Source organism: Methylobacterium ajmalii (assembly GCF_016613415.1).
In the GTDB taxonomy this organism is placed as follows: Bacteria; Pseudomonadota; Alphaproteobacteria; order Rhizobiales; family Beijerinckiaceae; genus Methylobacterium; species Methylobacterium ajmalii.
This window is the reverse complement of record NZ_JACWCT010000072.1, coordinates 1-25,628: the sequence shown is the minus strand read 5'-3', so window position 1 is coordinate 25,628 and position 25,628 is coordinate 1. Positions and strand designations below refer to the sequence as shown.

Annotated in this window: 24 protein-coding genes; 8 read left to right on the top strand and 16 right to left on the bottom strand. The window is 74.5% G+C overall.

Going from position 1 to position 25,628, the window contains the following annotated elements; all coding sequences use genetic code 11:
* The 6 genes from HPY23_RS33070 to serB form a co-directional block, all read right to left on the bottom strand.
* Positions 1-173: 1-deoxy-D-xylulose-5-phosphate synthase N-terminal domain-containing protein (locus HPY23_RS33070; protein WP_236017671.1), on the bottom strand; the 173-nt coding region annotated here is incomplete at its 3' end.
* Positions 174-233: 60 nt separating this feature from the next.
* A complete protein-coding gene (locus HPY23_RS13575; protein ID WP_091887946.1) occupies positions 234-524 on the bottom strand; it encodes an exodeoxyribonuclease VII small subunit in 291 nt (96 codons plus the stop codon).
* Between the two features lie 129 nt (positions 525-653).
* The gene (locus HPY23_RS13570; protein WP_060847608.1) at positions 654-1,166 is read right to left on the bottom strand and encodes a tyrosine phosphatase family protein; all 513 of its coding nucleotides are present in this window, start codon (positions 1,164-1,166) and stop codon (positions 654-656) included.
* 21 nt (positions 1,167-1,187) lie between these two features.
* Complete coding sequence (locus HPY23_RS13565) at positions 1,188-1,772, bottom strand: HD domain-containing protein (RefSeq protein WP_091888073.1); 585 nt, start codon at positions 1,770-1,772, stop codon at positions 1,188-1,190.
* A gap of 26 nt (positions 1,773-1,798) precedes the next feature.
* Entirely contained in the window at positions 1,799-2,428 is a 630-nt protein-coding gene (locus HPY23_RS13560) for a DNA-3-methyladenine glycosylase I (RefSeq protein WP_091887948.1), read from the bottom strand.
* A 54-nt stretch (positions 2,429-2,482) separates the two neighbouring features.
* Positions 2,483-3,379 (bottom strand): phosphoserine phosphatase SerB, encoded by an 897-nt coding sequence (serB, locus tag HPY23_RS13555; protein WP_091887951.1) that lies wholly within the window; start codon positions 3,377-3,379, stop codon positions 2,483-2,485.
* A 60-nt stretch (positions 3,380-3,439) separates the two neighbouring features.
* On the opposite strand from serB, the gene miaA reads away from it, so the two are divergent.
* Positions 3,440-4,372 (top strand): tRNA (adenosine(37)-N6)-dimethylallyltransferase MiaA, encoded by a 933-nt coding sequence (gene miaA / locus HPY23_RS13550; protein ID WP_091887953.1) that lies wholly within the window; start codon positions 3,440-3,442, stop codon positions 4,370-4,372.
* Positions 4,373-4,509: 137 nt separating this feature from the next.
* Here the strand turns inward: miaA and HPY23_RS13545 are convergent, their stop codons facing one another.
* From HPY23_RS13545 to HPY23_RS13525, 5 genes are all read right to left on the bottom strand, one after another.
* A complete protein-coding gene (locus HPY23_RS13545; RefSeq protein WP_060847604.1) occupies positions 4,510-6,588 on the bottom strand; it encodes a hypothetical protein in 2,079 nt (692 codons plus the stop codon).
* Positions 6,589-6,616: 28 nt separating this feature from the next.
* Positions 6,617-9,439, bottom strand: coding sequence for a DUF4159 domain-containing protein (locus HPY23_RS13540; RefSeq protein ID WP_091887955.1), 2,823 nt, complete (start codon positions 9,437-9,439; stop codon positions 6,617-6,619).
* A 12-nt stretch (positions 9,440-9,451) separates the two neighbouring features.
* Complete coding sequence (locus HPY23_RS13535) at positions 9,452-10,366, bottom strand: DUF58 domain-containing protein (RefSeq protein WP_060847602.1); 915 nt, start codon at positions 10,364-10,366, stop codon at positions 9,452-9,454.
* A gap of 4 nt (positions 10,367-10,370) precedes the next feature.
* Entirely contained in the window at positions 10,371-11,381 is a 1,011-nt protein-coding gene (locus HPY23_RS13530; protein WP_060847601.1) for an AAA family ATPase, read from the bottom strand.
* A gap of 138 nt (positions 11,382-11,519) precedes the next feature.
* Positions 11,520-11,966 (bottom strand): hypothetical protein, encoded by a 447-nt coding sequence (locus tag HPY23_RS13525; protein ID WP_060849423.1) that lies wholly within the window; start codon positions 11,964-11,966, stop codon positions 11,520-11,522.
* A 309-nt stretch (positions 11,967-12,275) separates the two neighbouring features.
* On the opposite strand from HPY23_RS13525, the gene panB reads away from it, so the two are divergent.
* On the top strand, positions 12,276-13,100 hold the full coding sequence (gene panB / locus HPY23_RS13520) for a 3-methyl-2-oxobutanoate hydroxymethyltransferase (RefSeq protein ID WP_060847600.1): 825 nt from the start codon (positions 12,276-12,278) through the stop codon (positions 13,098-13,100).
* Positions 13,101-13,167: 67 nt separating this feature from the next.
* Here the strand turns inward: panB and HPY23_RS13515 are convergent, their stop codons facing one another.
* The 3 genes from HPY23_RS13515 to HPY23_RS13505 form a co-directional block, all read right to left on the bottom strand.
* On the bottom strand, positions 13,168-13,545 hold the full coding sequence (locus HPY23_RS13515; protein WP_082742789.1) for a large exoprotein involved in heme utilization or adhesion: 378 nt from the start codon (positions 13,543-13,545) through the stop codon (positions 13,168-13,170).
* Between the two features lie 92 nt (positions 13,546-13,637).
* Complete coding sequence (locus tag HPY23_RS13510) at positions 13,638-15,095, bottom strand: UdgX family uracil-DNA binding protein (RefSeq protein ID WP_091887960.1); 1,458 nt, start codon at positions 15,093-15,095, stop codon at positions 13,638-13,640.
* The gene (locus HPY23_RS13505) at positions 15,095-16,306 is read right to left on the bottom strand and encodes a putative DNA modification/repair radical SAM protein (protein ID WP_060847597.1); all 1,212 of its coding nucleotides are present in this window, start codon (positions 16,304-16,306) and stop codon (positions 15,095-15,097) included. The genes HPY23_RS13510 and HPY23_RS13505 overlap by 1 nt, the downstream gene beginning before the upstream one ends.
* A 152-nt stretch (positions 16,307-16,458) precedes the next feature.
* Between HPY23_RS13505 and HPY23_RS13500 the strand changes: the two genes are divergently transcribed.
* Together HPY23_RS13500 and HPY23_RS13495 are read left to right on the top strand one after the other, a co-directional pair.
* Positions 16,459-16,668: a hypothetical protein gene (locus tag HPY23_RS13500; protein WP_048461072.1), complete on the top strand. Its 210-nt coding sequence runs from the start codon at positions 16,459-16,461 to the stop codon at positions 16,666-16,668.
* Positions 16,669-16,841: 173 nt separating this feature from the next.
* Positions 16,842-18,233 carry a Gfo/Idh/MocA family protein gene (locus HPY23_RS13495; protein WP_091887962.1) on the top strand — a complete coding sequence of 464 codons (1,392 nt, stop codon included), beginning with the start codon at positions 16,842-16,844 and terminating at the stop codon, positions 18,231-18,233.
* Positions 18,234-18,240: 7 nt separating this feature from the next.
* Here HPY23_RS13495 and HPY23_RS13490 read toward each other — a convergent pair whose 3' ends face one another.
* Positions 18,241-18,633 carry a RidA family protein gene (locus HPY23_RS13490; RefSeq protein WP_091887964.1) on the bottom strand — a complete coding sequence of 131 codons (393 nt, stop codon included), beginning with the start codon at positions 18,631-18,633 and terminating at the stop codon, positions 18,241-18,243.
* Positions 18,634-18,641: 8 nt separating this feature from the next.
* The gene (locus HPY23_RS13485; RefSeq protein ID WP_060847595.1) at positions 18,642-19,787 is read right to left on the bottom strand and encodes a DSD1 family PLP-dependent enzyme; all 1,146 of its coding nucleotides are present in this window, start codon (positions 19,785-19,787) and stop codon (positions 18,642-18,644) included.
* A gap of 102 nt (positions 19,788-19,889) precedes the next feature.
* Between HPY23_RS13485 and HPY23_RS13480 the strand changes: the two genes are divergently transcribed.
* The 4 genes from HPY23_RS13480 to HPY23_RS13465 form a co-directional block, all read left to right on the top strand.
* Positions 19,890-20,810 carry a LysR family transcriptional regulator gene (locus tag HPY23_RS13480; protein ID WP_091887966.1) on the top strand — a complete coding sequence of 307 codons (921 nt, stop codon included), beginning with the start codon at positions 19,890-19,892 and terminating at the stop codon, positions 20,808-20,810.
* 72 nt (positions 20,811-20,882) lie between these two features.
* Positions 20,883-23,066, top strand: a complete 2,184-nt coding sequence (locus HPY23_RS13475; protein ID WP_091887968.1) for a protein-disulfide reductase DsbD family protein — start codon at positions 20,883-20,885, stop codon at positions 23,064-23,066.
* A gap of 144 nt (positions 23,067-23,210) precedes the next feature.
* The gene (locus tag HPY23_RS13470; RefSeq protein WP_091888075.1) at positions 23,211-24,368 is read left to right on the top strand and encodes an MFS transporter; all 1,158 of its coding nucleotides are present in this window, start codon (positions 23,211-23,213) and stop codon (positions 24,366-24,368) included.
* A 104-nt stretch (positions 24,369-24,472) separates the two neighbouring features.
* A partial coding sequence (locus HPY23_RS13465; RefSeq protein ID WP_200649627.1) for a CoA transferase occupies positions 24,473-25,628 on the top strand: 1,156 nt, incomplete at its 3' end.

The following is a 25,628-nucleotide window of genomic DNA, read 5'->3' as shown; positions in this document are numbered from 1 at the left end:
ATGACGCCGAGGCCCGCGCCGAGATGGCCGCCGGTGACCGAGACGGCGTCGATGGTCTCGGCGCGCAGTTCCGCGGCGAGCTGGGCGAGGTCGCTCTCGGGCAGCTGGCGCAGATCCGCGGGAATGCGGACGCGGTCGAGGAGGGGAAGGTTGAGCGGTGACACCGGAGCCATCCTCACGTCCGGAAAGAGGAAACCCGCCGCCGAGTCACGGCGCGGGAGGAATGGGAGCGATCAGGCGACATCGAGCGGCGCCGTCCCGGCGGCACGTCCGTCCGCCCCGAGGGTGATGCGCTGGATGCGCGCCTCGGCCCGCTGCAGCAGCGTCTCGCAATGGCGCTTCAAGGCCTCGCCCCGCTCGTAGATCACGACGGATTCGTCGAGCGGCACGTTGCCCTGTTCCAGGCGCTGAACGATGCCCTCGAGTTCCTCGAGGGCCTTCTCGAACGGCAGATCCGCGGTTCCGGTCGGGCCGGCGGGTGCGGAGGCTGCCGCGCGGCTGGCATCGGACCGGGCTGCGGACATGCGTGACGATGCTCCCATGATGAGCATCGGGTTATGGCGAGTGAGGTGACGTGAAACAACCCTTCCCCGGCGACGCAGGAGTGCCGATGCCCGTTTGCGCGCCAGGGCTGCCTTTCGGCCACAGTGGAATCACTCGATGGTGACGCTGAACGGCTCGCCCTCGAAGGCGTCCGCGCCGCGGCCGATCGCCGCGATGGCCGCCACCATGCGCCCGTCGCGGCCGAGCATCGCGTCCGCCACCGCGACGAGGCGCCGGTTCGGCGTCGCCGAGGGCGAGGCGAGGCGCAGCTCGCGGGCGATCTCGGCCTCGTCGCGGTCCGGCCGCAGGGCGCAGGTGGCGATGAAGGCGGCGGCGGTCGAGCGGCTGATGCCGGCGTAGCAATGGATCACCAGGGGCCGGGCCCGGTCCCAGGCGCGCACGAAGTCGAGGAGCCGGCGCACATGCGCCTCGTCGGGCAGGACGTGGCCGTCGAGGGCGTCGGTGATGTCGCTGACCCCGACGAACAGGTGGTCGGCTTCCGCGATCGCGGGCGGCCGGACCACCGGCGTGCCGACGTTGATCAGCGTCACCACGTGGCGCGCGCCCGTCGCGTCCACGGTCTCGGGCAGGCGGGACAGGGGGCAGACGTGCAGGGTCGGCATGGTGGCGACGGGTCCTTCGTCTCAGGAAGCGGGGCCATCGGCCAAGGTATCGGCCAGGGCGTGGAAGCGGGCCAGGAAGGCGCCTTGCGCCTCGGCGGTCGGCCAGGGATCCAGCAGGGCGGCGAGATCGGCGTCGACGCGGTCGGGCTTGCCGAAGACCCGCACGGCCTCGACCTGCGAGAAGCCGGCGAGCCGCGTCGCCTCCAGGTAGGCGCTCAGGCGGTCGGCGCGCTTGCTCAGGCGCTGCATCGCCGCATTCGGCGACGGGGCGAGTCCGAAGCGCAGGCGGATCGCCGCCAGCAGCCGGGTCTCGACCGCCTTGTAGGAATGGCCGATCGCCGCCTTGAACGGCGAGATGATGTCGCCGATCACGTATTCGGGCGCGTCGTGGAGCAGTAGCTCCAGGCGCTCGGCGGCTCCGAGGCCGGGCTCGAGGGCGCCGCCGATCGCCTCCACGAGCAGCGAGTGCTGCGCCACCGAGAAGACGTGCGGGCCCGCGGTCTGGCCGTTCCAGCGCGCGACGCGGGCGAGCCCGTGGGCGATGTCGGCGATCTCGACGTCGAGGGGCGAGGGATCGAGGAGGTCGAGGCGCCGCCCCGACAGCATCCGCTGCCACGCCCGGGCCGGGGCGCTCACGGCGCCGCTCCGAGGCCGCCGGGGCCCGGCAGGGCGGCGCACGGCGCGTGGCGGCAGCAGCCGACGAGGTGGTCGTTGAGCATGCCGACGGCCTGCATGAAGGCGTACACGATGGTCGGGCCGCAGAAGCCGAAGCCTTCGGCCTTGAGCGCCTTCGACATCTTTCGCGAGATCTCGGTCTCGGTCGGGATCTCGGCGCGGGTCTCGGCCGTGGTCTGGAGCGGGCGCCCGTCGACGAAGTCCCACAGGTAGGCCGAGAAGCCGGGGCCGCGCTCCTGGATGGCGAGGTAGGCCCGCGCACTGCGGATCGTCGCCTCGATCTTGGCGCGGTTGCGGATGATGCCGGTATCCTGCATCAGCGCCTCGACCCGCTCGGGCCCGAAGCGCGCGATCGCCTCGGGCTCGAAGCCCGCGAAGGCGCGGCGAAAGCCCTCGCGCCGGCGCAGGATGGTGATCCAGGACAGCCCGGCCTGGAACCCGTCGAGGATCAGCTTCTCGTAGAGGGCGCGGTCGTCGTGCTCGGGCACGCCCCACTCGGTGTCGTGGTAGGCGACGTAGAGCGGGTCGGTGCCCGGCCACCAGCAGCGCTGGCAGCCGTCGGGATGCAGGATCAGTCCGGTCGACATCCGGTCTCGTGTCACGATGCGGGCAGGCGAGGCAAGCGACCCGGCGAACTCGGCCTAACCGACGAACTCGGCCGCCGCGAAGCCTTGCAGGTAGAGGAGCGCGGTGAGGTCGCCGTGATCGATGCGGGCATGGGCGGCGGCGGCGACCGTGGGCTTGGCCCGGAACGCGACGCCGAGGCCCGCCTCCTCCAGCATCGCGAGGTCGTTGGCGCCGTCGCCGACCGCCAGGGTCTCGGCCGGGTCGAGGCCGAGACGGGTGCGCAGCTCGACGAGCGCGTCGCGCTTGGCCTCGCGCCCGACGATCGGCTCCGCGACGGCGCCGGCGAGCGTGTCGCCCTCGGTCACGAGGCGGTTGGAACGGTGCTCGTCGAACCCGATCCGCGCCGCCACCGGCCCGGTGAACAGGGTGAAGCCGCCCGAGACCAGGGCCGTGTAGGCGCCGTGGGCCTTGAGGGTGCGCACCAGCGTGAGCCCGCCCGGCATCAGGGTGATGCGCTGCGCGATCACCGCCTCGACCGCCGCGAGCGGCAGGCCCTTGAGCAGGGCGACCCGCTCGCGGAGCGCCGGCTCGAAGGCGATCTCGCCGCGCATCGCCCGCTCGGTGATCGCCGCGACGTGCTCCTTGAGGCCGACCTCGTCGGCGAGCTCGTCGATGCATTCCTGGCCGATCATGGTGGAATCCATGTCGGCGAGGAAGAGCCGCTTGCGCCGGTGGGACGTCACCGCCTGCACGGCGACGTCGATCGGCTCGCCGGCGAGCGCGGTGCGCAGGCGCTCGGCGAGGCCCGCGGCGGAGGCGGGCGCGCCCTCGACCAGGATCTCGGCCGCGACCTCGCCGTGCAGGATCCGCGGTTGATGCTCGGTCGCCAGCAGCGCCCGTGCCTCGGCCAGCACCGCGTCGGTGATGGCGGGGCGCTCCGGGTTTGCTATCAGGGTGGCGACCAGGGTCATCGGGGATCTCGGGCTCGTCTCAGGCGGCGCGTCCCGGCCGCGCGCGTGAAAGGGGCAGGCATGGACGGGCGGGTTCGGGCGATCCTCATCGCAGGGCCGACCGCCTCGGGCAAGTCGGCGCTGGCGCTGGCGCTGGCCCGCCGGCACGGCGGCGTGGTGATCAACGCCGATTCGATGCAGGTCTACCGCGACCTCCACCTCCTGACCGCCCGCCCCGCCCCGGACGAGGCGGCGCAGGCGCCCCACCGTCTCTACGGCAGCGTCGACGGCGCGATGAACTTTTCCGTCGGGCATTACCTCGCCGCGGCCGGCGCGGCCTTGGCGCAAGCCTGGGAGGCGGACCGCCTGCCGATCGTCGTCGGCGGCACCGGGCTCTATTTCATGGGGCTGACCGAGGGCCTGTCCGAGATCCCGCCGGTGCCGGACGCGATCCGCGCCGCGGTGCGGGCCGAGGCGGAGGGGCGCGAGACGCCCGAGCTGCACGCCGCCCTCGCCGCCCGCGACCCTGACGGCGCCGCCCGGCTCGACCCCAACGACCGCCTGCGGGTGCTGCGCGCGCTCGAGGTGCTCACCGCCACGGGCCGGCCGATCGCCGCCTTCCAGGCCGCGCGCCGGCCGGGTCCCCTCACCGGCCTGCCGTGCCTGAAGCTCTTCCTCACCCCGGACCGGGAGGTGCTGCGGGCGCGGATCGACGCCCGCTTCCTCGCCATGATGGCGGCGGGCGCCCTCGCCGAGGTCGAGGCGCTGGCCGATCGCGGCCTCGACCCGATGCTGCCGGTGATGCGCGCCCACGGGGTGCCGGGGCTGATCGCCCATTTGCGCGGGACGCTGTCCTACGACGAGGCGGTGGCGCGCGGCCAGGCCGACACGCGGCGCTACGCCAAGCGGCAGGTGACGTGGTTCCGCCACCAGGCCGGGACGGACTGGACCTGGCTGACGCAGGAGGCGGCGATGGCCGCCGCCGCGACCGGAGCCTGGGGCGAGCCGGGCTGACCGGCGACGCGGCCATTTTCCCTCGTCGCCGTCGGCCCTTGCCGGCGTTTCCTGCCGGCTCGCGTCAGGTGGTTGCCTGGCGGCGTCCGGCGTGAACGCACGCCGCCAAGCTCCTGCCGCGTCGGCGCGATCCGGGGTTACGCCCTTCCGCGCCGCCCCTCGGCCAGCCACATCGCCAGCACCGCCGCCGCGAGGGCCGCCAGCGCCGCGAGGCCGAGGCCCAGCGGGTAGACCGAGACGCCGCGCACCACCGCGCTGTCGCTCGGGCGAAAGCCGATCCAGTCGGAGCCGGACAGCCGGCCGGACCGCGCGAGCTGGAGGCGCGGGATCGCGATCCCGCCGCCGGCCTCGGCGAGCCGCCGCACCGAGCCGCCGGTGGCCTCGGCGAGCGGGCGCAGGCGCTCGGTGTCGCTGAACACGTCGACCAGCTCGCGCGGGTTGGCCGGCCCGACGCTGACGAAGGCGACGAGGGAGCCGGAGCGCAGGGTGTGCAGCCCCAGTTCCTCGGCCTCGAAGGCGGCGGCGAACAGGCCCGGCTTGTCGGGATTGAGCGTCAGGGTGCGGGCCTTGCCGCTCGGCGCCGTCACGGTGACGGGCTCGGCGGTGTCGCCCATGGTCTGGCGCTCGACCCGGACCTCGCGGCCGTGGCCGGTGGTGGCGGCGCGCAGGGCCTCCTCCTCGAGCGCCGGCTCCTTCATCAGCCAGTGGCCGAGGCGGCGCAGCAGGTCGAGATGCGGCCCGCCGCCCTCGTAGCCCCGGGCCCACAGCCAGGCATGGTCGGAGAGGAGGAGCGCCACCCGCCCCTTCTCCTCGCGCGACAGGGCGAGGAGCGGCAGCGAATCGGCGCCGGCCAGGATCGGGGTCACGCCCGGGCGGACCTCGGCGCCGATGAGCCGCAGCCAGTCGCCCCAGGCCGGCGGCGAGGCCTCGGAGCCCGGCAGGTCGCGGGTCACCGGGTGGCGCTGGCCGCTGTTGGTCAGCGCCGCCTTGTAGGGCCGCTCGACCACGCGCCCGTTCGGCTCGCCCGGCAGGATCGCGGCGAGCCGCGTGCGGGCGAGGCTCGCGGCCGAGGCGAATTCGGGGCCCGCCGCGATCAGCAGCGCCCCGCCCTCGCGCACGTAGCGCACGATGTTGTCGAAGTAGCTCGACGGCAGCACGCTCTGGTTGGCGTAGCGGTCGAACACGATGAGGTCGAAATCCTTGATCTTCTGCTGAAACAGCTCGCGGGTCGGGAAGGCGATCAGCGACAGTTCGGAGATCGGGGTGCCGTCCTGCTTCTCGGGTGGACGCAGGATGGTGAAGTGGACGAGGTCGACGTTGGCGTCGGACTTGAGCAGGTTGCGCCAGGTGCGCTCGCCGGCATGGGGCTCGCCGGACACCAGCAGCACCCGGAGCTTCTCGCGGATGCCCTCGATCGGCAGCACCGCGCGGTTGTTGGCGGTGGTCAGTTCGCCCGGCAGCGCCTCGGCCTCGATCTCGACGACGTTGGGCCCGCCATGCTCGACCCGGAGCGTCAGGTTGAACGGCTGGCCGGTGCGGACCGACTGGCGCACCACCTCCTCGCCGTCGCGGCGGACGGTCACGACGGCCGAGCCGGTACCGCCGCGCTCCATCACCTCGGCCCGGATGGTCTGGTCGCGCCCGACGATGCCGAAGCGCGGCGCCTCGATCAGGCGGATCTGCCGGTCGCGCTCGTCGGGCCGGCCGGTGACCAGCACGTGGAGCGGCGCCTTGAAGCTCGCGGCGGCGAGGCTCGCCGGGATGTCGTGGACGACGCCGTCGGTCAGCATCACCACGCCGGCGAGGCGATCGGGCGGGACGTCGGCGAGCGCGCTCGAGAGCGCCGTGAACAGCCGCGTGCCCTCGTCGCCGCCGGCCTCCGGCACCTCGACGAAGCGCGGCTCGATCTCGGTCAGGGTGCCCAGGCGCCGCTGCAGCTCGGCCTTGACCCTGTCGGTCATCGCCGGCCGGTCGCCGAGGCCTTGCGAGCCCGAGCGGTCGACCACCACGGCGACGATGTCCTTGACCGGCTCGCGCTCCTCCTGGACCAGCGAGGGGTTGGCCAGCGCCAGCAGCACCAGGGCGAGGACGAGGACCCGCAGCAGCGCCACCGGCCCGCGGGCGAGGAACGCCACCACGGCCAGGAGCGCGGCGAGGCCGCCCAGGGCCCAGAGCACCGGGACCGGGACGAGCGGGGCGAGGCTGAGGCTCAGCATGAACGATACCGTTGGGTGATGCGACGCCTCACTGCCCCAGCCGCTCCAGCAGAGCCGGAACGTGGACCTGGTCGGCCTTGTAGTTGCCGGTGAGCGCGTACATCACGAGGTTGACGCCGCCGCGGAACGCCATCTCGCGCTGGCGCGGATCGCCGCCGACGAGGGGGTAGAGCGCTTCCCCGCGCCGGCCGACCGCCCAGGCGGAGGCGAGGTCGTTGCCCGTGATGACGATCGGCGAGACGCCGTCGCCGGCCCGGGCCGGGCGGCGCTCGCCGCCCTCGCTCGCCGGCGGCAGGGCCTCGACCCAGGTCTGGCCGGTGGCGTAGCGGCCCGGGAACGCGTCAACGAGGTAGAACGCCTTGGTCAGCACGTGATCGCGGGGCACCGGCTCCAGCTCCGGCACTTCCAGCGTCGCCAGCATCCGCTGCAGGGCGAGGGCCTCGGGCGTCGGCGGACCGCCCGGGCGGGCGGTCATGGCGTCGCGGGTGTCGAAGATCACCGTGCCGCCGTTCTTCATGAAGGCGTCGATCCGGCGGATCGTCGCCTCGCTCGGCAGCGGCCGGCTCGGCACGATCGGCCAGTAGATCAGGGGATAGAAGGCGAGCTCGTCCTTGGCCGGATCGATGCCGGCGGGCTCGCCGGGTTCGAGGGCGGTGCGGCTCGCCAGCATCTGGGTCAGGCCGGCGAGGCCGGCCCGGCTGGTCTCGTCGACCGTGGCGTCGCCGGTGATCACGTAGGCGATGCGGGTGACCAGCGCCGATTCGATGCCGTTCGGGCGGTTGGCGGCGGGCTCGGCGGCGCGCGCGGTCTCAGGCGCGGCGCCGAGCACCAGAAGGCCGAGCACGAGGGCGGCCGCCGCCGGCCGCCGCCGCAGGCGCGCCGACAGGCGGCCGAGGAAGCCGCCGAGCCACAGGCTCGCCAGGGTATCGAGGGCCAGCAGCAGCAGGGCCGCGAGGAAGAACGGCCCGCGCAGGTCGCGGGTGCGGGCCTCCTCCAGGCCGCCGAAGCGGGCGCCGGCGAGCGCGGCGAGGTCGAGCGGCTTCAGGCGATCCTCGGCGGTCAGCGCGTTGACGGCGAGCCCGCCGTCGAGCGGGCCGTAATAGCCCGGCGGGTGCTCGGGGGTCGCCCGCTCGGTCCAGGTCGCCGGTACCGCCCGGGCGGTGGCGGGCGGGGATTTCAGCGCCCCGAAGCCGTCGAGGGTGAGGCGCGGGGCGAGCACCGGCGGGGCGGCGCCGGGCGCGGCATCGGCCGTCGGCGGGGTGGTGCCGGCGAGCGCCACGACCCGGCGCAGCATGGTGACGAACAGGCCCGACAGCGGCAGGTTCGACCAGGTGGTGTCGGCGGTGACGTGGACCAGGACCACCATGCCCTCCCGGCGCTTGGCCGCGGTGACGATCGGGGTGCCGTCCTGCAGGGCGGCCCAGGTGCGCCGGGCGAGCTCGCCGTCCGGCTCCGCGAGGATCTGGCGGCGCACGCCGATATCGGCCGGCGGCGTCAGGCCCGCGAAGGGACTCTCGGGGGCGAAGGGCGCGAGCGTGCGCGGGCTGTCCCACGACAGGGTGCCGCCGAGGTTGCGCCCGCCCCGGCGCAGGCGCACCGGCACGAGGTCGTCGCTCCCGGCGGCGAGCCGCGGCCCGGCGAAGCGCAGGAGCAGCCCGCCCTTGTCGACGAAGGCCGAGACCCGCTCCAGCGTCGCGGGGTCGAGGGCGCCGACATCGGCCAGCACCAGCACCGAGACCTGGGAATCGAGCATCTGGCCGATCGATTCGGCGACGCCGCGCCCGCCCCTGGGCTCCAGCACGTCGGCGAAGGGGGTGAGCGCCCGCGACAGGTAGTAGGTCGGCGAGAGCAGCGGCTGGGCCTGGTCGGCCGTACCGCCGAAGACGAGGCCGACCCGGCGCCGCCGCCCTCGCTCGTCGGCCAGGACCACGGCGCCGGCCGAGTGCTCGCCGGCGATCTCGAACCGCGCGATGGCGTTGCGCAGCTCCACCGGCAGGTCGAAGCGGACCGGCGCCGCGTCGGCCCCGGCCGCGAAGGAATAATTCGTCTCGGCGAGCGGCAGGCCCTTGGCGTCGAGGGCCCGGACCGTGCCGGCGTCGCGCCCGTTGGCGGCGGCCCGCACCACGCTCACGCCGAGCTGCCCGCCCGACGAATCGGGGCCGGCAAGCGCCAGCGCCGGCGGCCGCTCGGCCTTGAGCACGGTGATCTCGGCGCGGTCGCGGCCGGCCACCGCCGCGAGGCCCTTCGGGAAGGCGTCGCCGTCCGGCCCGGCCACGCCGTCGTGGATCCACACGACGGTGCTGCCCGGCGTCTTGTCGAGGAAGGCGGTGAGTGCGGGGAGATGCGCGGCGCGGTCGGCGAGGTGCGGCAGCGGCTCGATCGCCCGCAGGCGCTCCAGGGCCGGGCCGGGGCCGGTGGCCTCGATTCCCGTCGGGCCGGAGGCGGTGGGCAGGAGCGCCACCGGCCGGCCGGCGCGGGCCGCCGCCTCGACCTCGGCGGTGGCGACGCGGAGGCGGTCGCGCCAGTCCTGGGCGGCGGAAAATCCGTTGTCGAGGATGAGGACGAGGGGAGCGCGCCCATCGCTCGCGGCCTGCGGGGTCGGGTTCCAGACCGGCCCCGACACCGCCAGGATCAGGCAGGCGGCCGCGAGCAGCCGGAGCGCCAGCAGCCAGGGCGGGGTGCGGGCCGGCGTCTCGCGTTCGGGCAGCAGGTCGGCGAGGATGCGCAGCGGCGGGAAATCGATCCGCCGCGGCCGCGGCGGCGTCACCCGCAGCAGGTACCACAGCGCCGGAAGCGCGATGAGGGCCGCGAGGGCAGCCGGGGCGGCGAAGCCGAGGGGCAGTCCGAACATCGAGGGCGCTCCTCAGCCCGCGCCGCGGGCGGCGGCGACCAGGGTGACGAGGCGAAAAGCCGCCTCGCTCGCCGGCCGGTCGGTGCGGTGCAGGGTCAGCGTCCAGCCCTGGGCCCGGACGATCTCGCCCAAGGCGTCGCGGTGGGCGCGGATCCGCCGGCGGTAGGCCTCGCCCCAGGCGGCGGCGTCGCCGACCCGCAACGACAGGCCCGCCTCGAGATCGTGCAATTCGGCCTCGCCGGAGAACGGAAACGTCTCCTCGACCGGATCGACCACCATCACGAGGTGGCCGCGGCTGCCGGCGGCCGCGATGGCCGAGACCCTGGCCCGCACCTCGTCGGGCGGTGACAGGAAGTCGCCGATCAGCACCACCTCGTCGAAGCGGCCGACGGGCGCGCGGGGCGGCAGGTCCTCGTCGAGGCCCGACAGGTCGGCCGACAGCGTCTCGGCCATCCGCTCGACGATGGTGCGGGCGGCGAGCGGCCGCGACAGGCCGAGCAGCCCGACCCGTTCGCCGGCCTCCACGAAGGTGTCGCCGAGCGCCAGCGCCAGGACGAGGGCGCGCTCGATCTTGGGCGCCTGGGCGAGGTCGGAGCCGAATCCCATCGAGGCCGAGCGGTCGACCCAGAGCCAGACGGTGTGGGCCGCCTCCCATTCGCGCTCGCGGACGTAGAGCCGGTCGTCCCGGCCCGAGCGGCGCCAGTCGACCCGGCTCGCCGCCTCCCCGGCGACGAAGGGGCGGAACTGCCAGAAGCTCTCGCCCGGCCCGGCCCGGCGCCGGCCGTGCAGGCCGTGCGCGAGCGTCGCGGCGACCCGGCGGGATTCGAGGATCAGGCGCGGCATCCGCTCGGCGAGGGAGAGGGCTGTCTCGGTCTCCCGCCGGCCGGGGGCGCGGGCACCCGCGTCGAGGACGCGCGTCGGGGCCACCGGGTCAGAGCCGCCCGACGAGGCGGCCGATCAGGCCGGGGATCGTCTCGCCGTCGGCGCGCGCCGCGAAGCTGAGCGCCATGCGGTGCTTGAGCACCGGCTCGGCGAGCGCCGCCACGTCGTCGACCGAGGGCGCGACCCGGCCCTCGATCAGCGCGCGGGCGCGCACCGCCAGCATCAGCGCCTGGCTGGCGCGGGGGCCGGGGCCCCAGAGCAGCTTGTCGGCGATCGCCGCGTCGCCCCCGACGGGGCGCGCGGCGCGCACGAGGTCGAGGATCGCGTCGACGACCGCCTCGCCGACCGGCAGGCGCCGGACCAGGCGCTGGGCCGAGAGCAGGGACTCGGTGTCCATCACCGCCTGCGGTGCGCGCTCCTCGGCGCCGGTGGTCTCGATCAGGATGCGGCGCTCGGCGGCGCGGTCGGGATAGCCGACGTCGATCTCGAGGAGGAAGCGGTCGAGCTGGGCCTCGGGCAGCGGATAGGTGCCCTCCTGCTCGATCGGGTTCTGGGTCGCGAGAACGTGGAACGGCCGCGGCAGGTCGTGGCGGGCGCCGGCCACCGAGACGAAGCGCTCCTGCATCGCCTGCAGCAGCGCCGACTGGGTGCGCGGGCTCGCCCGGTTGATCTCGTCGGCCATCAGGAGCTGGGTGAAGATCGGCCCGCGCACGAAGCGGAACGAGCGGTGCCGGTCCTGGTCCTCGTCGAGGATCTCGCTGCCGAGGATGTCGGAGGGCATCAGGTCGGGGGTGAACTGCACCCGGCGCGCATCGAGCCCCAGCACGGTGCCGAGCGTCTCGACGAGCTTGGTCTTGGCCAGGCCCGGCAGGCCGACGAGGAGCCCGTGACCGCCCGCCAGCACCGTCACCAGCGCCAGGTCGACCACGGCCTCCTGCCCGAAGATGACCTCGTGGATCGCCGCGCGGGCGCGTCCGACGCCGTCGAGACAGGCCTCCGCGGCGGCGACGATGCCGTCGTCCATGGGGGTCGCGGCGGCCGGCGCGCTGGCGTCACTCATGCGGTCTCCTCGATCGTCGCCCTCGGCACCGGCGGTGCCGACGAGGCACGACGGGTGCCTCTCGGGATCCGCGAGTGTGGATCCCTTCCCCACCGCAAGGCAAGGTCGGCGCGACGACGCAGGGCGGCGCGGGGAGCCTCAGGGCTCCCCGGCCGGGCCGGCCGTGCCGGGCGCCTCGCTGTCGGCCCGCGGCTCGGCGTTGGCGAAGGTCTTGGTGGTCAGCAGCGGCTCGAGGCGGCGGGCGAGCTGCTCGCCGAGGTGGCGGGTGTAGGGGCCGGTGAAGTAGCGCCCGCCGGCGCCGCGGCCCTCGAGGTGGTCGCGGGCCTTGGTCATCGCGTCGACCTCGGGCCGGCACAGGAAGCCGATCACCCCGGCCGCCTCGTACCAGCGCCCGGCCCGGGCATGGGCGAGCGCCGCCGGGTTGTTGCCGATGGTCTCGGCGAAGCAGTCGGTCGCCGCCTGTTCGAGGGGGGCGAGCACCGCGCGCCGATGCTCGGCGCGGCTCGCCGGGGCGGCCGCGTGGGCTGCCGCGGCCAGCTCGACCGTCGCGAGAGTGCAGATTGCGCCGTACAGCAGAGCTCTCATCATCAGGCCTTCGCGTCGAATCGATCGACTGTAACCCGGCGAGCCTCGCGCCGATCAAGGGCGGATCTGCGGCAGGTTCCATCGCCGCGGCGATTTTTCCGGGCTGTGTGCTCTCGGCACGAAGCTTAGCCGAGCAGAGGCCGAGTTCGCGGCGACGCTCATCTCCCCGGCCGTGCCGCCGGGTCCGTCCGGCCCGGGGGACGGCGTCGGCCCTCCTCCCTCCGCCCGGGCTGCCCGGGAGACCGAGGCCCTCTATGATCTTGCCACCCGGGCGCCCGCGGGGCGCGCCGCAACCCGAGGAGGCATGCCATGTCGCAGGTCGTGCAGTCCCGCCGCCTGACCGCCCCGGACCTCGCCCGGCGCAAGGCCGAGGGGCGCAGGATCGTCGCCCTCACCGCCGCCTCGGCGCAGATGGCCGGCATCGTCGATCCGCATTGCGACGTCGTGCTGGTCGGCGATTCGCTCGGCATGGTGGCGCACGGGCTCGACTCGACCCTGCCGGTGACCCTGGAGATGATGATCCTGCACGGGCAGGCGGTGGTGCGGGGCACCGCCCATGCGCTCGTCGTCGTCGACATGCCGTTCGGCTCCTACGAGGCGAGCCGCGAGCAGGCTTTCGCCAGCGCGGCGCGCGTCCTCAAGGAGACCGGGGCCGGGGCGGTGAAGCTCGAGGGCGGTGCGCATCTCGCCGAGACGGTGGCGTTCCTGACCCGGCGCGGCATCCCGGTGATGGGCCATGTCGGCCTCACCCCGCAGGCGATCAACACGATGGGGGGTTTTCGGGTGCAGGGCAAAGCACCGGATGCGGGGCGCCTGCTCCTGGAGGATGCACGGGCGATCAGCGAGGCCGGCGCCTGCGCGATCGTGCTCGAGGGCATCGTCGAGCCGGTGGCCCGCGCCATCGCGCAGGCCCCGGAGGTCACCGCGCCGACCATCGGCATCGGCGCCTCGCCGTCCTGCGACGGCCAGATCCTCGTGCTGGAGGACATGCTCGGCCTGTCCGACCGCACCCCGAAATTCGTGAAGCGGTTCGGCGCGCTGCGCGGCCAGGTCGAGGCGGCGGTGCGCGCCTACGCGGAGGACGTCCAGGCCGGGCGCTTCCCGGAGGAGGCGCAGACCTACGGCGGATCGTAGGCCCGCCCGTCGCGGATCAGCCTCTCGGCTGGCAGCCTCGGTACCCTTCTCGGCCGCGGCGCTTCTCTCAGCCGCGGCGCTCGGCGTTCCAGCGGCCCTTGCAGGCGGTGGAGCCGGAGGTGGTCCAGGTGCCGTTGCCGCCGCCATCGGCAGTGAGCCGGCCGACCACCTGCGCGGCCGCGTCGCCCCGGCTGATCGTCGCCCGCACGCCGCCGCTCGGCTGCACCCGGCCCGATACCGTGAAGTCGCCGCCGCCGGCGTAGCGCGCCTGGCCGTTCTGGATGATCACGCCGTAGCGGTAGGCGCGGTCGCAGGCCCCGCTCTCGGTGATGACCTCGACGCTCCAGTTGCCGTCGAAGCGGTCCGCCTTGGCGCCACCCTTGGCGAAGGCGGGCGACGCGGCGCCCGCCAGGCACAATCCCGCCGCGAGGGCGGACACGATCAGCTTCATGGTCCTCGATTCCCGATTCGGTCAGGCGACAAACTCGGCAGCCCGGGCTTGGTTGCCGCAGCGCAGCGTTGACGCAAGGTAAGATCCTATCCCGCAGCCCCGAGAGCCGGCTCCGCCACGAGGGCGGCGGCCTGGCGCAGGTCCGCGACGAAGTCCGCATAGGCTTCGGGCCGCGCCGCGTCGGGCAGGCGCAGGAGGTAGGACGGGTGCACGGTGACGAGGCCGCCATAGGGCTTGCCCTCGAACGTCGCCGGCCCGCGGGCCCGGGTGATCGGCACCTGCCGGCCGGTGAGCGCCAGCACCGCCGTGGCCCCGAGCGCCACCACGAGGCGCGGGCCGACGAAGGCGAGCTCGCGCTCCAGCCACCAGCGGTAATGCGCGACCTCGCCGGCGGTGGGCTTCTGGTGGATGCGCCGCTTGCCGCGCGCCTCGAACTTGAAGTGCTTGACCGCATTGGTCAGGTAGGCCCGGTCGCGGTCGATCCCCGCCTCCCGCAGGGCGCCCGACAGGAGCTGGCCCGCCGGACCGACGAAGGGCCGGCCCTGGAGATCCTCCTGGTCGCCCGGCTGCTCGCCCACGAAGGCGATCCCCGCCCCGATTGGGCCCTCGCCGAGGACGGCCTGGGTCGCGCCCGGCACCAGCGGCTCGGAGGCGCGGATGACCGCGTTCAGCGCCGCCAGCGAATCGGGCTCCTGCGCCGCCATGGCGGCGAGCGCGCGGGCCGGCACGCGCTTGACCGGGGCTTCGGGCGCCCGCGCGATCATCTCGCCGACCCGCCGTCCGGCCTCGCGCACCAGACCCGGGATCGCCGCCGTCTCGGGCATGTTGTGCCAGTACTTCTTCGGCATCTCGGCCCGCATCGCCGCGAGGTTGGTGCGGGCGGGGTTGAAGGTGCTGGAATAATAGTCGGTCCAGCCGGCCTCGAAGGCGTCCTGCTCCGGCACGTCCTCGCGCCGGCCGGCTGGCCCGAAGCGCAGGGCGCGGCCGTCCCAATGGGCCGAGCCGTCGGGGGTCAGGATCGACCAGTCGAAGGACGGGAAGCGGGCGGAGAAGAAGGGCGCCGCCTCCGCCAGGATGTGGTGGTCGGGCTCGAACCAGGCCATGAAGCGCTCCCGGCCCTCCTGCCCCACCCCGGCGCGGCGGAAGCGCAGGAAGGCGTGCATCTTGTGCAGGTCGCGCCCCACCGCCTTGCGCATGAGGTGCAGGCGGTGGACCAGCGGGTCGCTCGCCACCTCGGCGAGGTGGCGCTCGCCGTCGGCGACGCGCCGGATCAGCCGGTGGAGCAGGCCGTAACGCTCGGGGTCGCGGTGCATCACGACCGAGGCGACGAGGCCGGCCACCGCCCGCGGCAGGGCGAGCGCAGGGCCCGTCGCGTCGGACGGGACCTCGTCGGGAAACAGCGACGGCGCCTCGCCCTCGACCCAGGTCACGGTCTCGGGCGGGATGCCGGCCGGGACGAGCTGCCGGATCGCCCCCCGGAACCCGTCGAGATCGGCGCCGGGCGCGAGCCGGATCGTGCGCGCTGGAAGAGGGTGAGCCCCCATCAGAACAGGCTCAGCTGGCGCGGCGGCTCGGCGAGGCGGGCGCGCAGGTCGAGGCGGTCGGTGAGCCGGGTCGGCGCGTAGTCGGCGGCGACGAGGAACGGCCGGGCGCGCTTGAGGCCGGAGGTCAGGCGGGCCACGTCGTCGAGCCGTAAGCTCGCGTGGCGGCGCGCCGCCACGATCTTGTCCACCGCCCGGACGCCGAGCCCCGGCACCCGCAGCAGCATCTCCCGGTCGGCCTTGTTCACGTCGACGGGGAAGCGGTCGCGGTTGCGCAGGGCCCAGGCGAGCTTGGGGTCGACGTCGAGGGCGAGCATGCCGGATTCGGTCGCTCCCGCCACGTCGTCGGGCGAGAACTCGTAGTACCGCATCAGCCAGTCGGCCTGGTACAGCCGGTGCTCGCGCTGGAGCGGCGGGGACTTGCTCGGCAGGATCGAGGCGGCGTCGGGGATCGGGCTGAAGGCCGAGTAGTAGATCCGCTTCAGGCCGTAATGGTCGTAGAGCCGGGCGCTGGTGCGGATCAGCGATTCGTCGGTGCTGGCATCGGCGCCGACGATCACCTGGGTCGACTGCCCGGCCGGGGCGAAGCGGCGCTTCTCCTCCTTGGCCTGCAGGATGCGCTCGCCCATCTGGCCCATCGCGGTCTGGATCGCGGCGCCGTCCTTCTCCGGCGCCAGCCGCTCCAGGCTCGCCTCGGTCGGCAGTTCGAGGTTGATCGAGAGACGGTCGGCGTAGAGCCCGGCCTGCTCGATCAGCCAGGGGCTCGCCTCGGGAATGGTCTTTAGGTGGATGTAGCCGCGGAAGCCGTGGCGCTGGCGCAGGGTCTTGGCCACCCGGATCAGCTGCTCCATCGTGTGATCGGGCGAGCGGATGATGCCGGAGGAGAGAAACAGCCCCTCGATGTAGTTGCGCTTGTAGAACTCGACCGTCAGCGTCACCACCTCGTCGACCGAGAACTTGGCCCGCCGGACGTTCGAGGAGCGCCGGTTGACGCAGTAGGCGCAGTCGAACAGGCAGTAGTTGGTGAGCAGGATCTTGAGCAGCGAGACGCAGCGCCCGTCCGGCGTGTAGGCGTGGCAGATGCCCGCCCCGGTGGTCGAGCCGAGCCCGCCGGCCTCGGCCTTGCGCTTCGGCGCCCCCGACGAGGCGCAGGAGGCATCGTACTTCGCCGCGTCGGCGAGGATGGTGAGCTTCTTCTTCAGGGCGTCGTCCATTCCTGCAACCTGGCCCTCGTTCCTGTTTCGTTCAAGGCGGAAGGCGGCCGATCCCCGTGGTCGAAAGCCGCATCCGCAAAGCCCGGAACCCGCCGCCGGGCCCGCCGTTATCCCGCTGATTGGAGCGTTTCTAATTCACGAGGAGATGCCGCATGGCGACGAACCCGTCCGCGAACTGCCGCAGCTGCCGCTACTTCGACGACCACAAGCTCAATGCCGGCGCCCCGCAAGGCGAGGAAGGCTTGTGCCGCTTCAACCCGCCGGTGAGCCAGCCCGAGCCGCAGGGCCACGGCCTCTGGCCGGTGGTCTCGTCCCAGGACTGGTGCGGTCACTTCTCGCCGGAGATGATGGCGGGCGAGTGAGCCTTCCGCCGTAGCTGATTGTTCCGGGAAGCCGGCCTTCGAGGCCGGCTTCTCTGCGTCTGGACCTCCGTCGGGCCGGGCGGGCGCGGATCGCTCGCCTCCCGTGCCGGGCGGAACCCCACCACCCCCGGCACGTTGCGCAGGCTCCCAAAACCGCCACGGATGGTTGCCCGATGCCGGACGATGTCACCGCCCTCTCGCGCCGCAGCCTGATGATGGCCGGGGGCGCCACCCTGGTCGGCCTCGGGACGGCGTCGGCCCAAGGGGCTTCGGGTCAAGGGGCTTCGGGTCAAGGTGCGTCGGGGCAGGGCCTGCCCGGCCCGGAGCGGCCGGTCGATACCGGCAAGGTCGAGAACGGCCGGGTGAGCTTCCCGAACTGGCGCGGACCGTCCGACCGCCCGGCCCCGCCCCCGGCGGCGCCGCTGCCGCCGGCCGAGCGGGTCGGCTTCGCGATCGTGGGCCTCGGCCGGCTGTCGCTGGAGGAGATCCTTCCGGCCTTCGGCGAGTGCCGCAAGGCCAAGCCCGTCGCGCTGATGTCGGGCTCGCCCGACAAGGCCAAGGCGGTGGCGGCGCAGTACGGCATCAAGCCGGAGGCGGTCCACGGCTACGACGGCTGGGACGCGCTCGCCCGCAACCCGGAGGTGAAGGCGGTCTACATCGTCACCCCGAACGCGCTCCACCGCGACCAGGTGATCGCCGCGGCGGGCGCCGGCAAGCACGTCCTGTGCGAGAAGCCGATGGCGGTCTCCTCGGGGGAGGCGCGGGCGATGATCGAGGCCTGCGCGGCCGCGAAGGTGAAGCTGATGATCGCCTATCGCTGCCAGTACGAGCCCTACAACCGCGAGGTCGTGCGGCTGGTGCGCAGCGCCAAGTACGGCAAGGTCCGGCTGATCGAGGCGACCAACACCCAGACCATGAGCCTGCCCGAGCAGTGGCGCCTGAAGAAGGCGCTGGCCGGCGGGGGAGCGCTGCCGGATATCGGACTCTACTGCCTCAACGGCGTGCGGGCGCTGATGGGCGAGGAGCCGGTCGCGGTCCAGGCGCAGGTCCATTCGCCGGACGACGCGCTCTACCGCGAGGTCGAGGAGACGGTAGCCTTCACCCTGCGCTTCCCCTCCGGCGCGCTGGCGCTCTGCTCGACCAGCTACGGCGCGCACGAGACCCGCTCGCTGAAGGTCCAGGCCGAGGGCGGCGCGATCGATCTCCAGAACGCCTTCGCGTATCAGGGCCAGCGCCTGTTCGTCGGCCACCGCGAGGGCAAGGCCGAGGCCCGGGACGAGCGGGTGCTGGGCGCGAAGAACCAGTTCGCCCTCGAGATCGACCACATGGCGACCTGCATCCTGGAGAACCGCACCCCCCGCACCCCGGGCGAGGAGGGACTGCAGGACCAGATCCTGATGGAGGCGATCTACGAGGCCGCCCGCACCGGCCAGACCGTGGCCCTGAAGGGTCCGGAGCGGCGCCCGAGCCTGACCGATAAGGAGAAGGCAAGGGACCAGGCAAGGGACCAGGATGCCAAGGGCCTCGACCCGACCCGCGGGCCGGAGCCGGAGGAGGCGGATTGAGGCGTCCTCACCCGCCCCGCACGGCGATCGCCTCGACCTCCACCAGGTAGCCGTGGTGGAGTTCCGGCACCGGCACCACCGTGCGGGCGGGCTTCGCCCCGCCCATCACCTCGGCGTAGATCCGGTTGAACTCCGGCCAGTGCGCGACGCCGACGACGTAGGCCGTCACCCGCAGGATGCGTTCCGGCCCGCTGCCCGCCTCGGCCAGGATGGCGAGGAGGCTGGCGAGCGCCTGGCGCGCCTGGACCTCGAAGGGCTGGTCGGAGGTGTGGCTGCCGTCCGGCCGGGCGCCGAGCTGGCCCGACACGAAGACGAGGTCGCCCCAGGCCGCCCCTTGCGAGTAGTGTCCGGCGGGCGCCGCGGCGTCGCGGGTGGCGAGGCGGGTGATCGGATCGGTCATGGGGGCTCCTACCATCCGTTGATGCGGGGCCAGACGGCCGCGACGCGGTTGTCCGCGTCGAGGACGTGGTAGCGGTCGTGCTGCGCGCCGGTGGCGCAGGCGTGGTTGGGCAGGATGCGCACCTGCGCGCCGACCGGAAGATCCGGCAGGCGGGCCTCCGCGCCAGGCCGCACGGCGACGATGCCGTGCTCCTGGTTGGCGTCGCGCACCACGAGGTCGGGATAGGGCCGGCCGGCGAGGTCGCAGACGAGGCCGTAGCCCTGGTCCACCGCCTGGCGCGCCGTGCCGCGGTCGCGCGAGAGCGCCATCCAGCCGGCATCGACGATGATCCAGCCCTTCGCCCGCTGGTGGCCGATCACGGTGGCGAGCACCGAGACGGCGATGTCCGCCACCGCGACCGCGCCGATTCCGGACTGAAACAGGTCGCCGAACATGAACACGCCGGCCCGGACCTCGGTGATCCCGGTGAGGTCGCGGGCGAACTGTGCGGTCGGCGTCGAGCCGACGCTCACCACCGGGCAGGACAGGCCCGCCGCCCGCAGGATCTCGGCCGCCGTCACCGCGGCGACGCGCTCGTCCTCGGCCGCCGCCGCCAGGGCGTCGGGATCGGACAGGGAGTAGCTGTCGCCGGCATGCAGCAGCACGCCGCGCAGGGTCGCGCCGCCCTCCGTGAGCGCCCGGCCGATCGCCACCAGGGTGTCGCGGTCGCCCGGCGCGACGCCCGAGCGATGGCCGTCGGCATCGACCTCGATCAGCACCGGCACCGCGTCGCCGCTGGCGCGGGCATGGGCCGCCACCGCCTCGGCCTGGTCGAGGCTGTCGAGGATGACCGCGAGGTCGGTGCCGCCGGCCCGGATCGCCGCGACCCGAGGAAGCTTCGCCGGGGCGATGCCGACGCCGTAGATCATGTCGCGCACCCCGCCGGCCGCGAAATACTCGGCCTCGCGCAGGGTCGAGACGATGGCGGGGCCGGCGGGCGACGCCATCGCCATGCGGGCGACGTCGAGGGACTTGGCGGTCTTGAGATGGGGTCTCAAGCTCACCCCGAGCCCGCCCAGATGCACCTGCATCCGCGCGACGTTGGCGCGCAGGATCGCCTTGTCGAGGAGCAGGCAGGGGGTCTCGAGGGCGTGGAGCGGGGTCGGTTCGGCCATGATGTCCGGGGTGTGTTCGTGTCGTCTCGTCGCTCGAAAAGACCACGCCGCGCCCGGGTGCGCCATTAACGCGGCGTGCCTCCTGCATTAAGCCTTGGGTTAATGATCGCGACCGACGACCTTCGCTTCTTTCTCGCCATCGCCGAGGCGCCCTCCCTCGCCGCCGCGTCGCGGGCCCTCGACGTGTCGCCGCCGGCGGTGACGCAGCGCCTGCGCGCCCTCGAGGAGCGCCTCGGCACGCATCTCGTCGACCGGGCCGGGCGCCACCTGGCGCTCACCGACGAGGGCGAAGTGCTCGCCGAGCGCGGCCGCGCGATCCTCGATGCGCTCGGGGAGCTCGACGAGGCTTTGGCCGCCCGGCGCGGGCAGGTGGTGGGCCACCTGCGGGTCGTGGCGCCGCTGGGCTTCGGGCGCCGCCACGTCGCCCCGGTCGCCGCGGCGTTCCAGGCGGCGCATCCGGAGGTCGCGATCGACCTCACCCTGTCCGACCGCCTCGGCGGCGTGCCGGAGGGCACCTTCGACCTCGCGGTGCATGTCGGCGAGATCGCCGGGGCGGCCCCCGGGCTGATCGCCCGGCGGCTCGCCCCCAATGCCCGGATCGTCTGCGCGGCGCCCGCCTACCTCGCGGCACGCCCGGCGCCCGTGATCCCGGACGACCTGCGCGGCCACGCCTGCATCGCGCTGCGCGAGAACGACGAGGACGTGACCCTGTGGCGCTTCGTCCGCGACGGGCGCGAGGCGCGGGTGCGGATCGAGCCGCGCCTGGCCAGCAACGACGGCGAGGTGGTGCGCGGCTGGGCGCTCGCCGGCCGGGGCGTCATCCTGCGCTCGGAATGGGACGTCGCCGACGACCTGCGGGCGGGCCGCCTCGTCCGGCTGCTGCCGGATTTCGCGGCGCCGGAGGCGCCCGTCGTGGCGCTTCTCGGCGCCCGTCGGCGCGCCCGCGCCGCCCGCACCCGCCGCTTCCTCGACGCGCTCGCCGCCGCCCTCGACCCGGCCCCGTGGCGCGAGCCGGCCGCGTGACGCGCACGCTTCACGCGAACGCGATGCGGGCCGGCCTCGCCAGCGCCATGGAGTCCGGGTAACCCGGAGACCATGCCCGCCCGTCGCCTCGCCCTTCTCCTCGCGCTTCTCGCGTCCTGCCTCGCCCTCGGGCCCGCCTGGTCGCAGGTCGCGGGACGCTCGAAATACGCCGACCTCGTCCGGGCCGAGCTGGTGGCGCAGGAGGGCGCGGTCGCCCCCGGCGCGCCCCTCACCGTCGGGGTGCGCCTCACGATGAAGCCGGGCTGGCACGTCTACTGGCGCAACCCGGGCGATTCCGGCCTGCCGCCGGAGATCGCCTGGACCCTGCCGGCGGGTTTTGCCGCCGGGGCGGTGGAGTGGCCGGCGCCGGAGCGGATCCCGGTCGGCGACCTGATGAATTTCGGCTACGAGGGCGAGGTGCTGCTCACGGTGCCGCTGACGGTGCCCGAGGCCGTCGGACCGGGGCCGGTGAGCCTCAAGGCCAAGGTCTCCTACCTCGTTTGCGAGCGCGAATGCGTGCCCGGCGAGGCGAGCCTGTCGCTCGCCCTGCCGGTCGCCCCCGCCGGCACCAGCCCACGGCCCGATCCCCGCACCGCCCCGCTGTTCGCGCAAGGCCGCGAGCGGCTGCCGGTGCCGGCGCCCTGGCCGGTGCGGATGAGCGAGGGCGCGAACCCGGTCCTGACCCTCGACGCGCCGGGCCTGCGGGCCCGCGACGTCGCGTTCTTCCCCTATTCCGAGACCGCCCTGGAGCACGCCGCCCCGCAAACCGCGACGAGCGACGCGGCCGGCCTGCACCTGCGGCTCCAGCGCAGCAGCCAGGCCGCCCCCGACGCGCCGGCGCCGCGTGCCGACGGTGTCCTGACCCTGACCGAGGAGACCGCCTCCGGCCCGGTCCGGCGCGCCTACGCGCTCGGCGAGGCGGCGCCCGCCCCGGCTCCGGCCGCCGCCGCGCCGGCATCCCCCATTCCGGCCGCGCCCGCGACCGGAGCGGGGGAGGCCGAGGGCCTGTGGCAGGCCGCCCTCCTCGCCTTCCTGGGCGGGCTCCTCCTCAACCTGATGCCCTGCGTCTTCCCGGTCCTGTCGATCAAGGTCCTGAGCCTGGTGCGCCATTCCGGCGAGAGCCCGGGCCGGGTGCGGCTGCACGGCCTCGCCTACGCGGCGGGCGTGCTCGCCACCTTCCTGGGCCTCTCCTCGGTGCTGATCGCGCTCAGGGCCGGCGGCGCGCAGATCGGCTGGGGCTTCCAGCTGCAATCGCCCCTGGTGGTGGCCGGCCTCGCCTACGGGCTCCTCGCCATGGGCTTGAGCCTGTCGGGGGTCTGGCATCTCGGCGGCCGGGCCGCCGCCCTCGGCGACGGGCTGACCCGGCGCGCCGGGCTCGAGGGCTCGTTCTTCACCGGCGTGCTGGCCACGGTGGTCGCCACGCCCTGCACCGCGCCGTTCATGGGCGCGGCGGTCGGCTACGGCCTGACGCAGGGAGCGGGCGTGGCGCTCGCGGTCTTCGCCGCCCTCGGCCTCGGCCTCGCCCTGCCCTTCGCCCTGCTGGCGGCCTGGCCGGCGCTTCTGCGCCGCCTGCCCCGGCCCGGCGCCTGGATGGAGACGCTGAAGGGGTTACTGGCCTTCCCGCTCTACCTCACGGTGGCCTGGCTCGTCTGGGTGCTGAGCCAGCAGGTCGGGCCGACCGGGCTGATGGCCGGCCTCACCGGCCTCGTCCTCGTCGGGTTCGGCGCCTGGGCGATCGAGCGCGGACGGGAGGCCGGCGATGTCGGCCGGCGCGGGGCGCAGGTCGCGGCCCGGGTCGCGGCGATCCTCGCCCTCCTCGGCCTCGCCGGGCTGATGGCCGTGCTCGACCGGGACCGCGCAGGCCCGGTGGCGATGGCCTCCGCCGACGGGGTCGAGCCGTTCAGCCAGGCCCGGCTCGACGGGCTGCTGGCCGCGCACCGCCCGGTCTTCGTCAACATGACGGCGGCCTGGTGCATCACCTGCCAGGTCAACGACCGCGCCACCCTGCGGGCCGACGCCGTCCAGGCGGCCTTCAAGGCCCGCGACGTGGCCCAGCTCAAGGGCGACTGGACCAACCAGAACCCGGAGATCACCCGGGTGCTGGAGGCCAACGGCCGCTCGGGCGTGCCGCTCTACCTGCTCTACGACGGGCGGGGCGGCGTCGCCGTGCTGCCGCAGATCCTCACCGAATCGATCGTCCGCGACGCGCTCGCCGCCCTGCCCGCCACCGCCGGTCCCCGGGCCGCCCTGCGCTGACGCCCCTGGTGTCGGGCAGGCCAGCCATGCGCGAGGCCGCCTGAACCCGGGGCGGCGCCGCCGCTATGCTGCGGTGCAGCAATGAGGACGGCGATGCAGCACACCCTCGACGACACCGCCCGCGCCGCGTCCGGCGGACGGTCCGTGGCCCTGGCGCTCCTGGCGCTGGCGGCGGCCTCCTTCGGCATCGGCACCACCGAGTTCGTCATCATGGGGCTCCTGCCCGAGATGGCGGCCGATCTCGGCGTCGACATCCCGACCGCCGGGCTGCTCGTCACGGGCTACGCGCTGAGCGTCACCTTCGGCTCGCCGGTGGTGGCGGTGCTGCTCGGGCGCCTCGATCGGCGCCGGGCGCTCCTGGTGCTGGTCGCCCTGTTCATCCTCGGCAACGCGCTCTGCGCGCTCAGCCCCGATTACCGCCTGCTGATGCTCGCCCGCATCGTCACGGCGCTCTGCCACGGCGCCTTCTTCGGCCTCGGCTCGGTGGTCGCCGCCGATCTGGTGCCGCCGCACCGCAAGGCCAGCGCCATCGCGGTGATGTTCACCGGCCTCACCCTCGCCAACGTGCTCGGCGTGCCCTTCGGCACCGCGCTCGGCCACGCGCTCGGCTGGCGGGCGACGTTCTGGGCCGTGGTCGGCATCGGCTTTCTGGCCGCCGCCGCCCTCCTCGCCTGGCTGCCCCGGCACCTGCCGCGGGAATCCGGCAGCCTCCTGTCGGAGATGCGGGTCCTGCGCCGCCCGCAGGTGGTGCTGGCGATGCTCTTGAGCGTGCTCGCCTCCGCCAGCCTGTTCAGCGTCTTCACCTACGTGGCGCCGATGCTCGCCGCCGCCGCGGGGGCCAGCCCCGCGGCGATCACCGGCGTGCTGCTGCTGTTCGGCGTCGGACTGACGCTCGGCAACGTCCTGGGTGGCCGCCTCGGCGACTGGCGGATGCTGCCCTCGGTGATCGGCCTCGGCCTCGCCCTCGCGGTGATGCTGCTGGCCCTCCTGGCGATCCTGGCCCTGGTGCCGGGGAACGCCGCCCTGATGCCGGCCACCGCCGTGATCGGCGTCTGGGGCATCCTCGCCTTCGCGCTGGTGGCGCCGCTGCAGATGCGGGTGCTCACCACCGCCGACGGCGCCCGCAACCTCGCCTCGACGGTCAACCAGGGCGCGTTCAACCTCGGCAACGCGCTAGGCGCCTGGCTCGGCGGCGTCGCCATCACGGCGGGGGTCGCCTACGCCCACCTGCCGCTGATCGGCGCGGTCCTAGCGCTCGCGGTGGCGGGCCTCGCCGTCGTGGCGCACCGGCTCGACCGGTAGGACGGGCGATCTGTGCCGGGCCGCGCGGTCGTCCCGGTTGACGAGCCCGCCGGCGCGGCGTCCTCCTCACGCGCGGAGACCCGCCGACGACGAGGGAGAGGGCTATGACGAGCGCTGTCGGAGCATCACCGTTCGACGCGATGCTGACGGCGATCCGCCACGCCCTCGGGGCCGACGACGTCCCGCCGGTGGCCGTGACCGGCACGGGCGCCCTGCCCTCGGTGTTTCCGGTGAGCGACCTCGCGGCGGCCTCGGTCGCGGCCGCGGGGCTCGCCCTGGCGGAGCTAGTCGCGGCCCGCTTCGGCAGCCGACCGGCCGTCGCGGTCGACCGGCGCCTCGCAGCCCTGTGGTTTGCCCGCTCGCTGATCCCGCAAGGGTGGGAATTGCCGCCGGTCTGGGACGCGGTGGCCGGCGACTACCGGGCCGCCGACGGCTGGATCAGGCTCCACACCAACGCGCCGCATCACCGTGCGGCGGCCCTGTCGGTGCTGGGATCCGCCCCGGAGCGGGCGGCGGTGGCGGAGGCGGTCGCACGCTGGCGGGCGGACGACCTCGAAGCCGCCATCGTGGCGGCGGGCGGCTGCGCCGCCGCGATGCGCTCCGCCGCCGCCTGGGCCGCCCACCCGCAGGGCGCGGCGGTGGCACGCGAGCCCCTGGTCGACTGGCAGGACGGCGAGGCGGGGCCCGACGGCCTCCTCGCGGAGGCCCGCCCGGACCGGCCGCTCGCCGGCCTGCGGGTCCTCGACCTGACGCGCGTGCTCGCCGGTCCGGTCGCGACCCGCGTCCTCGCCGGCTACGGCGCCACGGTCCTGCGCCTCGATCCGCCGGATTGGGACGAGCCGGGTGTCCTGCCGGAGACGACGCTCGGCAAGGCCTGCGCCCGCCTCGACCTCAAGGATCCGGCCGGCCGGGCCCGGTTCGAGGCCCTGCTCGCCGGGGCCGACGTGCTGGTCCACGGCTACCGGCCGGACGCGCTCGCCCGCCTCGGGCTCGACGCCGCGGCCCGGGCCCGCCTGCGGCCGGGCCTGATCGACGTCGGCCTCGACGCCTATGGCTGGACCGGCCCGTGGCGGGAGCGGCGCGGCTTCGACAGCCTGGTGCAGATGAGCTGCGGTCTCGCCGAGGCCGGGATGCGGGGCGCCGACCGGCCGGCGCCGCTGCCGGTCCAGGCCCTCGACCACGCCACCGGCTACGTCATGGCCGCGGCGGTCCTGCACGGCCTCGCCCGCCGCCTCGCCACCGGCCGGGGCTGCGCGGCGC